Genomic DNA, 14762 nt, shown 5'->3' with positions numbered 1-14762 from the left:
ATGGCGCTTACCAAAGCCGACATTGCAGAGCACCTGTTCACCCAGCTCGGGATGAGCAAGCGTGAAGCCAAAGATATGGTGGAAGCCTTCTTTGAAGAGATCAGACAAGCGCTTGAGCGTGGTGAACAAGTCAAGATTTCAGGCTTCGGTAACTTTGATCTTCGTGAGAAGAACCAGCGTCCAGGACGTAACCCGAAAACCGGCGAAGATATTCCCATCAGCGCCCGGCGGGTGGTCACCTTCCGCCCTGGTCAGAAACTCAAGGCCAGGGTCGAAAATGTTGAACCCAACGAGTGACAAAAAGCCAGGCAACCGCCTGGCTTTTACTTTTTCATGATAAAAACCAGTCTTTTGCTAGGTCTGCTGCTGGCCGCGCCACTGCAGGCGATGGATCTGCCTCTCTCCACGACCGCCAAGGCATTTGCCGATGCCACCAAGTCGCTGACCATCTGTTATCCGGCGCTCATCAGGCCGCCTTATCTCGATGAGTCGGGAGGGCTGCTGGTCGATCAGATGGAGCGGCTGGCCGAACAGCTCCCCTTTCCGCTCATCTACCAGAAGCTGCCCAACTGGTCTGCCGTGCGCAGCGGATTGTTGGAGGGGCGCTGCGATCTCATTCCCAACGTGGGCCCCTCCCTGGAGGCCCTGCCCGGGATGGCGCTCAGTCGTGCCATGCTGGAGGCCGAGTCCGCCATCCTCTATCGCGGCGAGCTGGGGCAGGCCAGGTTTCTGGTCTCGCCCATCTGGCAGGCGAACGAGGTGCTGCGGGCCCTCTATCCCCATGCAACCCAGCAGCCCCTGACCGAGGCGGACAACTGGTACGCGGCGCTGGCGGCGGGCAAGGGGACGGCCTACCTCGGCGACTACCTGCAGCTGCGTTACCTGATGCGCGAATACCCAGACACCGGGCTGCGGCTGAGGCGCCTGCGCAGCGACGAGCTGGTGGTGAGCTACCGGCTGATGATGCGGGACAAACCGGCGCTGCGCGAGCTGATCGACACCGCCATCCGCTACCTGCCGCCGGGCTCCCTCTATCAGGATCTCGACCGCTACCTGGCGCAGGGGGAGCAGGACATCAACCCGCTTCACTTCACCGACAAGGAGCAGGCCTGGCTGGTCGGCACCTCCAGCGCCATCAAGCTGGTGGTCAACCCGGATCTGATGCCCTACAGCGGCCTCGACGAGCAGGGCGATCTCAAGGGGTGGAGTGCGGACGTGCTGAAGCTGGTGAGCCAGCAGACCGGGCTCAACTTCCACGTGATCCCCACTACCAGCCGGGAAGAGGCGCTGGCCAAGCTGCAAAGCGGCGAGGCGGACATGATGGTCGGCCTGCTGGAGACGCCGGCGCTGACCGATGCCTTCGACTTCACCCGGATCATGGCGGTCAGCCGTTATGCCCTGGTGAGCCGCAAGACCCAGCCGTTCGAGACGCTGGCGGCGGTGAAGGGCAGGATAGTGGTGCCCGCCACCCTCTATGACGAAGAGATGCTGACCCGCCTGGAGGGTACTCATCACTGGCGCAAGAGCGACACCCTGGCAGCGGGGATCGCGGCGGTACAGAGCGGCGCGGCCGACGCCATGCTGGCCGAGCTCTATCAGCTGCAATACCCGCTTCGCAACAACCAGCTGGACGGGCTGGAGGTGCGGGAGCTGCCGCAGCGTTTCGGGTTGGGGTTTGCCATCAGTCGGCACAGCCCCAGGCTTGCCGGGGTGATGGAGCAGAGTCTGATGACCCTCACCGGCAAGCAGAATGACGATCTCAAACTGCGCTGGCACCGGCTGGTACTGACCCAGCAGGCCGGAGTCAGCTACGGGATCTGGCTGGGTTCGGTGTTGCTGGCGCTGCTGATCAGTGCCGGTGTCATCTGGCTGATCTGGCGCTCGCGCCAGCAGCTGGCCCGGGAGGTGAGTCAGCGCCAGGCGATGGAGCGGACCCTGGCTCTGGAGAGCCAGTTCCGGGAGTCCCTGTTCCAGGCGCTGCCGGTGCCCGTGTTCCTGCGGGACAATCAGGGCGAGATCATCAAGCGCAACAAGCAGGCCAAGCGGCTGGAGGCCCGCTACCTGGCGGAGCTGCACTTGCCGCAGGCCCAGCTGCAGGAGAGCGAGGGGGAGATGGCGCTGGGCGATCAGGTCTACTCCTACGCCCAGATCCCGCTCCAGCTCGGCAAGCAGTCGCCGGCGGGGGATCTCATCGCGCTCTCCAACATCAGTGCCCTGCGCGAGCGCACCCGCTTGTTGCGCCAGGCCGAGCGGCGCCTGCGGGCGTTGACCAACACGGTGCCCGGCGTGGTGATCCAGTTCCTGCTGCACGAGGAGGGGATCCGCCAGGTGGAGTTCATCAGCCGCGGCAGCTATGAGCTGCTGGGGCTGGCCAGCCAGCAGATCCGCCGCAACCCGGGCGAGGCGCTGGGACGGCTGGCGCCGCAGGACAAGGTCGAGATGCAGCAGCCCATGCGCGAGATGCTGCAGGCCGGCCAGCCCTTCTCCTATGCCCTGCGCTACCAGCATCCGCTCAAGGGTACCCGCTGGCTGCAGTTCTACGGCCGGGGACGCAGCCTGCCCGAGCAGGGGTGGCGGGTATACGGGGTGGTGCAGGATGTGACGGTGCGGGTCGAGCAGGAGCAGGCGCTGCAGGCCTCCCATGAACGGGCCGAGCAGGCCGTGCTGGCCAAGGGCCGCTTCCTCGCGGCGGTGAGCCACGAAATTCGCACCCCCATGAACGCCATCCTGGGGCTGCTGGAGTGGATCAGCCACACCCCCCTCAATGCCGAGCAGCACTCTGCGCTCTCCCATGTCAGGCAGGCAGGGGATGAGCTGCTGGGCCTGCTCAACGACGTGCTCGATTTCAGCCGCAACGAGAACCGGCAGCTGGCGCTCTCGCCCCAGCCCACCGATCTGGTGGACTTGTGCGAGCATGTGGCTGCCGTGCACTGGTCCAAGGCCCGCTCCAAGCGGCTGCAACTGCGGCTGGATCTGGATCACCGGCTGCCCGCCCAGGTGGAGCTGGATCCCCATCGGGTGCAGCAGGTACTGCACAACCTGCTGGCCAATGCCATCAAGTTCAGCAGCCGTGGCGAGGTGGTGCTGTGGGCCCGCCGGGACGGCACCCAGCTGCTCTGCGGGGTGGATGACGAGGGGCCCGGCATCAGTGCCGAGCTGCTGCCGCGCCTGTTCCTGCCCTTTGAACAGGGTGGGGAGGAGGGGCAGCCGCGGGCGCAGGGGACCGGGCTCGGGCTTGCCATCTGTCGCCAGCTGATGGAGCAGATGGGGGGCGAGATCCGAGTCGAGCCGCGCACGACCGGCGGCAGCCGCTTCACCTGTGCATTGCCGCTGGTGTTGCTGCAGGAGATGCCGCGCTGGCGCCCGCGGGTGAGCAGCGTCCATGTGGCGCTCGACGGGGCGGAGCGGGACTATCTGCTACCCTGGCTCGGCGAGCTCGATCTGCCGGACGATCCGGCCGGCCCGGTACTGAGCGCCCGCCAGGATGAACAGGGGCTGCGCTACTGGGACTGGCAGGGCGAACCCTGGGTGCCGGGCTCTGTAGTCAGCCTGCTGCAGCCGCGGCTGGTGCCCTCCGCCCAGGGCATGATCACGTTGCCGGGGCAGGGGATGCGAGTGCTGCTGGTTGAAGATCACGAGGTGAACCGGGTATTGATCAGCATGCAGTTGACCCAGCTGGGGGCTCAGGTGATCAGCGCGGCCAACGGCCAGTTGGCGCTCGACATGCTGCAGCACGAGACGGTCGATCTGGTGCTGACTGATCTGCAGATGCCGGTGATGGACGGGGCCGAGCTCTGCCGCCGACTGCGAGATACCCCGCGCTGGCAACATCTGCCCACCTACGTGATCACCGCCGATCTCAGCGAGCCGGCGGCGGCGCAGCTGGCCAGCTGCGGTTGTCGCGGTCATCTGGACAAGCCGCTGCTGCTCAAGGATCTCGCCAATCTGCTGCGCACTCTGGGGGACCCCGCACCCGAGCCGAACCCGGAGCAGAAGGCGGCAGCGCCTGCTTCTTGGTCAGAAGCCCAGATGCCGCTGCTCACCCCCGAGCTCATCTCCCTCTATCTGGAGGCGACCGGCCAGGATCTGGCCGACATTGAGCGCTGTGTCACACAAGCAGACGAGATGGCACTGGAAGCCGCTTTACACAAGATGAAGGGGGCCGCCAAAATGGTGGGCGCGACCCCGCTCGTCCAGGTGATTGAACAGTGGAAACGGGATCCACGGCAACCCCTGCTACCCCCGCTGCGGCAAGCTCTGGACGAGGTGTGCCGGCGACTACGTGAGAGGCTCTGACATGATCATCACAGATGAAGAGTTACTGGCCTTGCTGAACTCGGAAGAGACGGATGAGCGCCTGTTCCACCCCGTGACCATCTATGCCCTGGACGGGGTTGCCTATCGGGCGGCAAAAGCCGTCGAACTGCCGGAATTTGCCACCCTGCGCCGCACCCGGCCCGATGCCTGCTGGCAGTGGGAAGGTCTGTTTGCCGCCGGCGCCATCGCCCTGTTCGATCCCGACTCCCACGCTGGTGCCGACTACCTGCCGCAATTGACAGCGCAGGCGGAGGGGATCTATCGCCTCACCGATGACTGGCTGGCGGGGGTCAATGGCCGCTATCTGGCGTGGCAGGAGTGGCTGGCCCAGACCCAGGTGTTGCTGCTGGAGGATCACCCGTTTCAGGGGGCCCACATCCAGCAGGAGATCAGGGGACTGGGATTGCCCTGTCAGTGGGTGCAGGATGGCAATGCCTGCATCAAGGCGCTGGCCGGTGGCGAGATCAAGCTGCTGGTGAGCGATCTCAGCCTGGTGGATCAGGATGCCATCAGCCTGCTGATGAGCCAGCCCCAATACCAGCACAGCGGCCTGCCCATCGTGCTGCTCTCCGCCCACGACCAGACCCTGATCGACGGCGCCCGCCGCCTGCTGCACGATGCAGGGTTCAACGTGTTGGCGGCCCTGGCCAAGCCGCTGCTGGCCGACGATCTGCTGAGCCTGCTCAAGGGGCTTTATCTGGGGCCGCAGCGTCAGCGTCGCCTGAGCGGACTGCGCCGTACCATCCGCACCTGGCAGGGGGAGGAGAAGGGGCTGCTCGGGCTCTTGTCCGATCCTCCGTCACCCTTGCCCATCTGGCTGGCGGTGACCGGCTTGCCGCCGCGCTGGGAGCTGGTGCGCGAGTGGCTCGTCCAGCGGGGCAGGGAGCCAGGCGAGCTCACCCTGCTGATCCACCGGCGCGACCACCTGTTGAGCCAGGCGGAGCGTTTTGCCCTGGTGCTGCAGGCCAGTCTGGCGGGGGCACGGCTCGCCCTGCTGCTGGACAACGATCAGCACATTCCGTTCGACTTGCTGGAGCGGATGCCGCTGCAGCACCTGCTGTTGGGGCAGAGCCTGCTGCCGAGCCTGGAGGCCATGACCCCGGACTCCCTGCTGGGGCGCTTCATCAACCGAGCCAGAGAGCTTGGCATCGCCCTCTATCTGGACGATCCCTTCAACCTGCTCGACCACAACCTGTGGCGCGATCGCGGCATGGCGGGGCGCTGGTAGAGGGTGGCCCGCTACCTCTGCTGGCCGCCGGACGAAGCCCGGCTGCGGCGTTTCCTGGCCGGCTGGCTTCATCCCCGTACCCGCGCCGACCTGCCGTTGATGATGGAGGTCGGGGGCGTTCCCTGCCGTTTGCAGGAGCTGGCGGGGGCCGATCCCGCCCGCATCCGGGCGGCTTATGACGAACTCGGCGAGCAGAGCGTCTACCTGCGCTTCATGCGCGCCAAACAGAGGTTGAGCGACGAGCAGCTCGCCTTCTTCCTCGATTACCCCAGGGAACACCAGATCGGCCTGCTGCTGACCGACGGTCAGGGGCGGCCGCTGGCCCAGGCCCAGTCCATCCGGCGGCGGTTGCACCCGGATCGGGCCGAGTTCTCCTGCATCGTCGCCGATCACTTCCAGCACCGAGGGGCGGGGCGGCGCATCCTGCTGGCGCTGGCCTTGCTGGCGCGAGGCGAGGGGATCCGCGAATGGACGGCGGAGGTGCTGCCCCAGAATCGCCCCATGCTGGCGCTGCTGCGCGGGCTGGGCCTGCCGCTCACCCTGGTGACGGGGCGGGAGCTGGTGTTCGTGCGACTCGATCTGAGCGTGCTCGACACCCTGTAGCCGCATCATAAGACCAAGGGCGAATAGGCCGGTTTTTCACCCTGTGCTAAGGTCAGCCAGAGAGCTAGCCAGAGGGAGTCAGTCATGGTGCAGTCAGCGAAACACATCGTCATTCTTACCGGTGCCGGGATCTCGGCCGAGTCGGGCATCAAGACCTTTCGTGCCTGTGACGGTCTGTGGGAGGAGCACAGGGTGGAGGACGTGGCGACGCCGGAGGGCTATGCCCGCGATCCGGAGCTGGTGCAGGGCTTTTACAACTCTCGCCGTCATCAGCTGCAGCAACCCCACATTCACCCCAATCCGGCCCACTATGCGCTGGCCCGGCTCGAGCGCCTGCTGCCGGGCTGCGTCACCCTGGTGACCCAGAACATCGACAACCTGCACGAGAGCGCCGGCAGCAAGAACCTCATTCACATGCACGGTGAGCTGCTCAAGGCGCGCTGCCCAGGCTCGGGCCAGGTGATCGAGTGGCGCGGCGATCTCCATCAGGAGGAGCTGTGCACCTGCTGCCAGTTTCCCCAGCCGCTGCGCCCGCACGTGGTCTGGTTCGGCGAGATGCCGCTCGGGCTGGATCGCATCTACGGCGCGCTGGCCCAGTGCGATCTCTTCATCTCCATCGGCACCTCTGGCGCCGTCTATCCGGCGGCCGGTTTCGTGCACGAAGCGGGATTGAACGGAGCCCATACCATAGAGCTCAACCTGGAGCCGAGCGAAGTGGGCAGCCAGTTTGACGAGAAGCGCTACGGTCCGGCTTCCCTGCTGGTGCCGGCCTATGTGGATGAGCTGCTGCAACGCTGCGGAGTACATCAGCCGGCGCAGATCGAGGGGCACAACTGGATGGAGATGCGCGGCCCCTAGCTATTGTGCATCAGCGCAGTTGCAATGAACCGGTGAAATCGCCACACTGGCAGCCAAAAAATGGGACGCAGTTGGCGCAAATTACCATGACCGCAGTCAAGCAATGGATCGCTTTTTTTCTCCTGGTGCTGGCCAGTGCCAGTGCATCGGCCTCCATCCCCCTGATGACCCTGATACTGCCAGATGGCCAGCAGGTGAACCTCGATGAGGCGGCTCTCTCCGCCTTGCCACAGACCGAATTCACCACCACTACCCCCTGGACTCAGGGCGCCCACCACTATCGCGGGCCGACCCTGTCAGCCGTGCTGGCGGCGCAAGGGATCCCGGATGCTCGCAAGATCGCCGTCTCGGCCCTCAACGGCTATCAGCAGGTGGTGGATCTGGCCCTGTTCGACGGCGTGCCGCTGACCCTGGTGCGTCAGGAGGACGGCAAACCGCTGACCCGGCGCAACAAAGGGCCGCTCTGGCTGCTCATCCCGTTCACCACCTATCCCAAGCTGGACGTGCCTGCCATTCATAACTGCATGGTGTGGCAGGTGACCCGCATCGAGATCGTCGATTGATGGGGCTGTCCCGCCACAAACTGCTGTTGGTTGCGGTGTCGCTGCTGTTTCTGCTCTCGTCGGGCAGCAGCCTCTATCTGCAGCATCGGCAGGAGCAGCTGGTCGATACTTTCTACCGCAATGTTCACTGGAACATCAGCCAGGTGATGCTCGAATCCCAGCGTTTCCTCTACGAGCTGCAGCTCTATCGGGCTGGCAGAGTGACGATGGAGACCCTGAGCCTCGATTACGATCTGCTGTGGAACCGGCTCGACATCTTCCTCATCAGCAGTGAAACCGCCGAGATGCGCCAGCGGCACGGGCTCGGCAAGGTGCTGGCCACCCTGTTCGAGCAGATCAAGCAGCTCGAACCCCAGATGGAGGCCGGTGCGCTGCGCGAGGGGGCTGAGCTTGCCCGCTTGCAGGAGGCGATCGCCAGCCAGACCCGTCTCATCGAACAGATAGGGGATCAGATCCTCTCGGGCCAGGAGCGGGAGCATTCGGTCAGCCAAATCCGCAACAGCCTGTTCTGGCTGCAGATCTGGCAACTGATCCTGCTACTGACCGGTGGCGCTCTGGTCGCTGCCCTCATTCGCGCCAATCTGGCGAACCGCCGGCTTGCCTTGCTCGATCCCCTGACCCAGCTTGGCAACCGCCGTGCCCTGCAGGAGCAGCTCTCTCGCGATCTGCATGCTGGCGAGGTGAGCGCTTTGGTGGTGCTCGATCTCAAGCGCTTCAAGCAGGTCAATGATCTGCTGGGTTATCAGGTCGGTGATCGGTTGTTGCAGATGGTGGCCAACAAGCTGCAGCAGGCCCATGGCAGCCACGCTTACCGGCTCGGCGGAGATGAATTTGCCGTGGTGCTGACCAAGGCGAATGATGCGCTGGAAACCGCCATTCATGAGCTGGTGGATCTGCTCCATTTCGAGTTCGTGACCCGGGAGTGCAGCTTCGATCTGGCCTGTCGGCTCGGGGTCGCCAAGGCGCAGCAACAGGATTCCGCCCGGTTGCTGGATCAGGCCATCCTGGCCCTCAACCAGGCCAAGCGTAGCCAGGAGGGGGCGATCCGCTGGTTTGAGCCCGCCATGCTGCAGCAGTTGCAGTTGAGTCAGCAGCAGCTTCATCAGCTGCGAGAGTGGTTGGCGGGGCGCGAGCCAGCGCCGCTGCGAGTGGCATTGCAGGCGCTGACGGACGGACAGGGCAACGAGATGTGGCAATTGGCGCTTGAGTGGCGTGAGCAGGGAGTGCCTTGCCACATGCGCTGGCTGCAGGAGTGCGGTGTGCTTGGGCCCGTGTTGGCCCGTGTGCTGCAAGCGCACGAGGCGCAGTATGCCGATGGCCGGGCACTGCTGGTCCCGCTCGACAATCAGGCCCAGCTGACCCATCTACAGGCCTATTTGCCGGAGGCTTCCCGTACGCCGCTGGTGTTGCTGGTACCGACGCTGCAGCCGGATGGTGCCTTGCTGGCGGGATTGCGCCAGCAGGGTTGCACTCTGGCGCTCAGAGAGATTGGCAGCACCACCTCGGCGCAGCTGGCAGCCGGCTGGCCTGTCCGCTACTGGCTGCCGCAGGGTGATGAAGATGGTGGGTTATTGCAACCTCTGGCTAGACGATTGGGGCTGGTGCCACTGCAAGTGCTGGCAGCCAGGGAGACCCGGTCGCTGGCCTGAGGGCAAAAAGCGGTATTGCACTGGCAAGAGACAAAATGACACAAGGCGACCTCGGGGTCGCCTTGTTTCGTTTATTGCCCCTGAACGTCAGGTGCGAGGGGCGCAGGATTGCCTGATCACCAGGTCCGGGTCGACGGTGATCAGGTGATTCTCCACCGCTTCGCCGTTGATCCGCGCCAGCAGGCGGGTGACGGCGAGGCGTCCCAGCTCCTCTTTGGGCTGGTTGACGGTGGTGAGCGGCGGCGACATAAATTCAGCCAGCGCCACATTGTCATAGCCGACGATGGAGAGATCCCGCGGGATCACCAGACCCGCCTGATAAGCGGCACTGATGGCCCCCATCGCCATCATGTCGTTGCAGACAAAGAGGGCGGTGGGGCGCTCGGGCAATGCCAGCAGACGGGTCATCGCCTGATGGCCGCTGGCGCAGTCAAAATCCCCCTCCTGGATCCAGTCAGGATTGACAGTGAGCCCTGCCTCCTGCAGCGCCTGTTCAAAACCAGCTTGGCGCTGGTTGGCGGGGGCGCGGCTGTGAGGGCCTGTGATGCAGCCGATGGCGGTGTGGCCCAGCTCAATCAGATGGCGGGTCGCCAGGTAGCCGCCGCGATGGGAGTTGTCGGCGATGAGATCCACGTCGGCACTCTCCATCCCCCAGTCCATCACCACCACCGGCAGGCTCTTGAGCCAGTCGAGCTGGTTGAACACCTCCTGCTGCCCCTCGCTGCACATGATGAGCAGACCGTCGACCCGCTTGCGCAGCATCATCTTGAGGTAGGAGAGGGCCGTCTCGGCTTGCCCCTCGGTGTTGCCCAGCATCAGGTTGTAGCCCTGCTCGAAGCAGTAACGCTCCACCCCGCGCACCACCTCGGCAAAGAAGGGGTTGCTGGAGGTGGTGACCAGCATGCCGATACTGTTGGTCTCCTTCACCTTGAGGCTGCGGGCCACCAGACTCGGGGCATAGTTGAGCTCGCGCATGGCCGCAAAAACCCGCTCGCGGGTCTCCTCGGCGACGAAGCGGGTCTCGTTGATGACGTGGGAGACGGTGGTGGTCGACACCCCCGCCAGCGCCGCCACCTCCTTGATATTGGCCATCAGTGCCCCTGCGCAGTCTGCTCAAGCAGGAAGGTGTCGACCTCCTGCTTGCTCGGGATGGAACTCTGGGCACCGAATCGGGTGACGGAGAGCGCCGCAGCCCCGTGGGCAAAGCGAACCGCGCTGTGGAAATCGGCACCGGCCAGTTCTGCTGCCAGCAGGGCGCCGTTGAAGGTATCGCCCGCGGCTGTGGTATCCACCGCCTTGACTCGAAAGCCCGGGATCAGCTGTTGTTGCTGTGCGTTGCTGCAATAGACCCCCTGCGACCCCAGGGTGATCATCACGTCCGCAATCCCCATCTGATGGAAACGGGCTGCCGCCTCGCGGGCGCTCGCTTCGTCGATGACTTTGACGCCGGTCAACAGCTCGGCTTCGGTCTGGTTGGGGGTGATAAGGTCGACCAGCGCCAGCAGCTCGCTTGAGAGCGGACGGGCAGGGGCGGGGTTGAGCACCACCCGGGTGCTATGGGCGCGGGCCAGGCGGGCAGCTTCGTGGACGCTCTCCAGCGGCACTTCCAGCTGCAACAGCAGGGTGTGGGCATCGGCGATCATCGCTTCATGGTTTTTCACCACGGCAGGGGTGATGGCACCGTTCGCTTCGGCGGAGATACCTATGCTGTTCTCCCCCTCATCGCTCACATAGATGATGGCGATACCGGTCGGGAGCTTGGGATCGAGCTCGACGGCACTGACGTCGATGCCATCTTTGGCAAAACCGCTCTTCATCTGGTGGCCGATGGCGTCATCACCGATGCGGGCGATAAAGGAGACGGGGGCGCCAAGGCGGGCGGCAGCAACCGCCTGATTGGCCCCCTTGCCACCGGGCACCACCTGATAGCTGTGGCCGGTCAGGGTTTCACCCGGGCGAGGAAAGTGGGGAACGCGCAGCACATGGTCTGCATTGACACTGCCCAGAACGACGAGACGATTCATGTTGACTACTCCTGATGCATCTTGGCTTGACCACTTTGGCGGAGTGAGCTCAAGCCGGGAGGCACTGCAATTGAGGGAAAAAGGGGAGGCGAGCCTCCCCCTTGTGATTTATTTGCTGACCACTTGCAGCGGTACCGGAATGGATTTCTCTACCGGCTGACCTTTCAGCACCTTGTCGGCAGTCTCGACGCCGATGGCACCAATCAGAGCCGGTTGCTGGGCCACGGTGGCGGCCAGTTTACCCTTGGCAACGGCGGCTTTGCCATCGTCAGTGCCATCGAAGCCGACGATCATTACCTCTTTACCGGCAGCTTGTACTGCGCGGATGGCACCCAGCGCCATCTCGTCGTTCTGGGCGAACACAGCTTGAACGGTCGGGTGGGCCGCCAGCAGGTTTTCCATGACGTTCAGGCCCTTGGTGCGGTCAAAGTCGGCAGGCTGGGAAGCCAGTACCTGCAGCTTGTTGGCCGCCACGGCCAAGGCAAAACCTTCACCACGGTCGCGGGCGGCGGAGGTACCGGCAATCCCTTCTAGCTGGATCACCTTGGCACCTGTGCCCAGTTTTTCGGTGATGAAGTCACCGGCCAGCTTACCGCCCGCCACGTTGTCGGAGGCAATGTGGGCCTTGACCTCACCCTGCGCAGCGCCGCGGTCCAGGGTCAGTACCGGAATGCTGGCGCGGTTGGCCAGACGGATAGCGTTGCCGACTGCTTCGGAGTCGGTGGGGTTGATCAGGATGGCGCCGACCTTGCGCACGGTGAGATCTTCCATGTTGGAGAGCTCTTTGGCCGGGTCATTCTGGGAGTCCAGTACCACCAGCTGGTAGCCAAGCTCCTTGGCTTTGGCTTCGGCCCCCTCTTTCATGGTGACGAAGAAGGGGTTATTGAGGGTGGAAACCACCATGGCCAGGGTTTGATCGGCGGCCTGGGCGGTGCCCAGCACGGACATGATGGCGGCAGCGAGCAGGGTATTGAGCTTTTTCATCATTTCATTCCTTGTGTGTGGCTTGTCTTATCAACGATTGCTTTTGTTATCGATCATCACGGCAAGCAAGATCACGCTGGCCTTGGCGATCATCTGGTAATAGGAGGATACGTCGAGCAGGTTGAGGGCGTTGTTCAGGAAGCCGATGATCAGCGCACCGATCAGGGTACCCATGATGCGACCCTTGCCGCCCATCAGGCTGGTGCCACCCAGCACCACTGCGGCGATGGCATCCAGCTCGTAACCCATGCCCGCCGTCGGCTGGGCAGAGGAGAGACGAGAGGTAACGATAAGCCCTGCCAGCGCCGAGAGCGCGCCGCACAGACCATACACCGCCAGCTTCACCCGATCCACATTGATACCGGAGAGGCGGGTAGCAGATTCGTTGCCACCCAGCGCGTAGATGTAGCGACCGAGACGGGTGTGGTTGAGCATGAACCATGCGAGCAGGAAGACGATAGCCATCAGCCAGATGGGCACCGGCAGACCGAACAGGTAACCGGTACCAAGCCAGGCGAAGTGATCGGCGCCGTCACTGAAACCGGTGGAGATGGGACGACCCTCGGTATAGACCATGGTGATGCCGCGCAGAGCGGTCATGGTGACCAGGGTGGCGATAAATGCCTGCACCTTGCCCTTGGCAATGATGAGACCGCTGACGCCGCCCAGCAGGGCTCCGGCCCCCAGAGTGAGGGGCACCACCAGCCAGATCGGCAGCTCCATGGCGACCATGGTGGCGGCCAGCGCGCCGCACAGGGCCAGTACCGAGCCGACCGACAGATCGATACCGGCGGTGAGGATAACCAGCGTCATGCCGACCGCCATGATGGCGTTGACCGAGGTCTGGCGCAGGATGTTGAGCAGGTTGTCGGCGGTGAAGAAGTTGGGGCTGAGGAAGGAGACCACACCAATCAGGACCAGCAGCGCGACCAGGGATTTGTTCTCGATCCACCACGCCTTGCTCATGACGCCACGGCGGGAAAGGGTTTGGGTTGTCATTGGGATGCCTCTTGCTCTGCTTGCCACTGTTTACCGACTGCCGCCGCCATCAGCTTCTCCTGATTGGCGTCGCGGGTGTTGAACTCTGCGCTGATACGCCCTTCGTGCATCACCATGATGCGATCACTCATGCCGAGCACTTCCGGCATTTCGGAGGAGACCAGGATGATGCTCATCCCCTCCTTCTTGAACTGGTTGATGAGCTGATAGATCTCCTTCTTGGCGCCGACGTCGACGCCGCGGGTCGGCTCGTCCAGGATCAGCACCTTGGGCCTGGTCAGCAGCCCCTTGGCGATGGCCACCTTCTGCTGGTTGCCGCCGGAGAGCAGTTTTATCAGCTGATCCTGACTGGGGGTCTTGATGTTGAACAGACGCACATAGTCGCCCACCGCCTGGCGCTCGGCCTGACCGTCAATCTTGCCGTGGCTGATGAACTCGCCGAGGGCGCACAAGCTCATGTTTTCGCGCACCGACAGCTCCAGCACCAGGCCGTCGCCCTTGCGATCCTCGGAGATGTAGGCGATGCCGGCGGCCAGACCATCGGCCGGGCTCTTGGGGACCAGTGCGTGGCCATCCACGGTAATGTCACCGGTGCTGATGGGGCTGGCACCGTAGATGAGCTTCATCAGCTCGGTACGCCCGGACCCCATCAGGCCGCTGAAGCCGAGAATTTCACCCTGACGCAGGGAGAAGCTCACCCCGCGCACGCCGGGGCCGGCCAGATCCTTGACCTGCAGGCTGACCGGACCGAGCTCGCGCACCAGACGCGGGTACTGCTCTTCCAGCCGGCGACCCACCATCATCTCGATGATCCTGTCTTCGTCGAGCTCGCTCACCGCCTGCTCGCCGATCCACTTGCCGTCGCGCAGCACGGTGACCCGATCACAGATTTCGAAGATCTCCTTCAAGCGATGGGAGATGTAGACGATGCCGCAGCCCTGCTCACGCAGCTCGCGGATGACCACGAACAGCTGCTCGGTTTCGGTGTCGGTCAGCGCATCGGTAGGTTCGTCCATGATGATGACGCTGGCATCAAACGACAGCGCCTTGGCGATCTCCACCATCTGTTGTTCACCGATGGAGAGACTCCCGAGCCGGGTATCCGGGCCGTGTTTGACGCCAAGTCGTGCCAGCAGGGTGCTTGCCCGTTCGCGCAGCTGCTTGTGATCGATGCTGCCAAAGCGGGTGCGCGGTTCGCGGCCGAGGAAGATGTTGGCGGCAATGGAGAGCTCCGGCAGCAGGTTCAGCTCCTGGTGAATGATGCTGATCCCCTGATCCTGGGAGTCGCGGGGCCCCTTGAAGTGAACCGGCTGGCCGCGATAACTGATGGTGCCCGCATCGGCCTGATAGATGCCGGTCAGTACCTTCATCAGGGTGGATTTGCCGGCGCCGTTTTCGCCGAGCAGGGCCATCACCTGGCCTGGATAGACCTTGAGGCCCGCCTCATCGAGGGCGCGCACCCCGGGGAAGGTCTTGACGATCCCGGAAAGCGCCAGAATGGGCGAGGGGAGCATATTGGCGTTGCTCATAGCTGCTT

General features: G+C 64.0%; 11 protein-coding genes and 1 pseudogene. 7 read left to right on the top strand and 5 right to left on the bottom strand.

From position 1 onward, the window contains the following. The 7 genes and pseudogenes from ihfA (at position 1) to CK627_RS15450 (ending at position 9218) form a co-directional block, all read left to right on the top strand. The gene (gene ihfA, locus CK627_RS15480; protein ID WP_005300715.1) at positions 1 to 297 is read left to right on the top strand and encodes an integration host factor subunit alpha; all 297 of its coding nucleotides are present in this window, start codon (positions 1 to 3) and stop codon (positions 295 to 297) included. A 54-nt stretch (positions 298 to 351) separates the two neighbouring features. After that, positions 352 to 4296, top strand: coding sequence for an ATP-binding protein (locus CK627_RS15475; protein WP_167385429.1), 3945 nt, complete (start codon positions 352 to 354; stop codon positions 4294 to 4296). A 1-nt stretch (position 4297) separates the two neighbouring features. Continuing rightward, the gene (locus CK627_RS15470) at positions 4298 to 5545 is read left to right on the top strand and encodes a response regulator (RefSeq protein WP_017764541.1); all 1248 of its coding nucleotides are present in this window, start codon (positions 4298 to 4300) and stop codon (positions 5543 to 5545) included. 3 nt (positions 5546 to 5548) lie between these two features. Next, a complete protein-coding gene (locus CK627_RS15465; protein ID WP_095592801.1) occupies positions 5549 to 6148 on the top strand; it encodes a GNAT family N-acetyltransferase in 600 nt (199 codons plus the stop codon). Positions 6149 to 6214: 66 nt separating this feature from the next. Next, a pseudogene (gene cobB, locus CK627_RS15460) lies at positions 6215 to 7006 on the top strand (Sir2 family NAD+-dependent deacetylase); the annotation flags it as partial. Positions 7007 to 7092: 86 nt separating this feature from the next. Then, entirely contained in the window at positions 7093 to 7569 is a 477-nt protein-coding gene (locus CK627_RS15455) for a putative pterin-binding protein (protein WP_043820367.1), read from the top strand. Further along, the gene (locus CK627_RS15450) at positions 7569 to 9218 is read left to right on the top strand and encodes a GGDEF domain-containing protein (protein WP_167385365.1); all 1650 of its coding nucleotides are present in this window, start codon (positions 7569 to 7571) and stop codon (positions 9216 to 9218) included. Before CK627_RS15455 ends, CK627_RS15450 begins: the two co-directional genes overlap by 1 nt. An 87-nt stretch (positions 9219 to 9305) precedes the next feature. Here the strand turns inward: CK627_RS15450 and CK627_RS15445 are convergent, their stop codons facing one another. From CK627_RS15445 to rbsA, 5 genes are all read right to left on the bottom strand, one after another. Further along, on the bottom strand, positions 9306 to 10310 hold the full coding sequence (locus CK627_RS15445) for a substrate-binding domain-containing protein (protein ID WP_095592799.1): 1005 nt from the start codon (positions 10308 to 10310) through the stop codon (positions 9306 to 9308). Beyond that, the gene (gene rbsK, locus CK627_RS15440; RefSeq protein ID WP_095592798.1) at positions 10310 to 11242 is read right to left on the bottom strand and encodes a ribokinase; all 933 of its coding nucleotides are present in this window, start codon (positions 11240 to 11242) and stop codon (positions 10310 to 10312) included. Before rbsK ends, CK627_RS15445 begins: the two co-directional genes overlap by 1 nt. A gap of 108 nt (positions 11243 to 11350) precedes the next feature. Then, a complete protein-coding gene (rbsB, locus tag CK627_RS15435) occupies positions 11351 to 12226 on the bottom strand; it encodes a ribose ABC transporter substrate-binding protein RbsB (protein WP_095592797.1) in 876 nt (291 codons plus the stop codon). Positions 12227 to 12256: 30 nt separating this feature from the next. Then, a complete protein-coding gene (rbsC, locus tag CK627_RS15430) occupies positions 12257 to 13225 on the bottom strand; it encodes a ribose ABC transporter permease (protein ID WP_005336670.1) in 969 nt (322 codons plus the stop codon). Beyond that, the gene (gene rbsA, locus CK627_RS15425) at positions 13222 to 14754 is read right to left on the bottom strand and encodes a ribose ABC transporter ATP-binding protein RbsA (protein WP_167385364.1); all 1533 of its coding nucleotides are present in this window, start codon (positions 14752 to 14754) and stop codon (positions 13222 to 13224) included. The genes rbsC and rbsA overlap by 4 nt, the downstream gene beginning before the upstream one ends. Positions 14755 to 14762 lie beyond the last annotated feature (8 nt).

The sequence above is a fragment of the Aeromonas dhakensis genome, from assembly GCF_002285935.1.
GTDB classification, from domain to species: Bacteria; Pseudomonadota; Gammaproteobacteria; order Enterobacterales; family Aeromonadaceae; genus Aeromonas; species Aeromonas dhakensis.
Note: the sequence above shows the minus strand (reverse complement) of the source record. Positions and strands in the feature narration are given on the sequence as shown.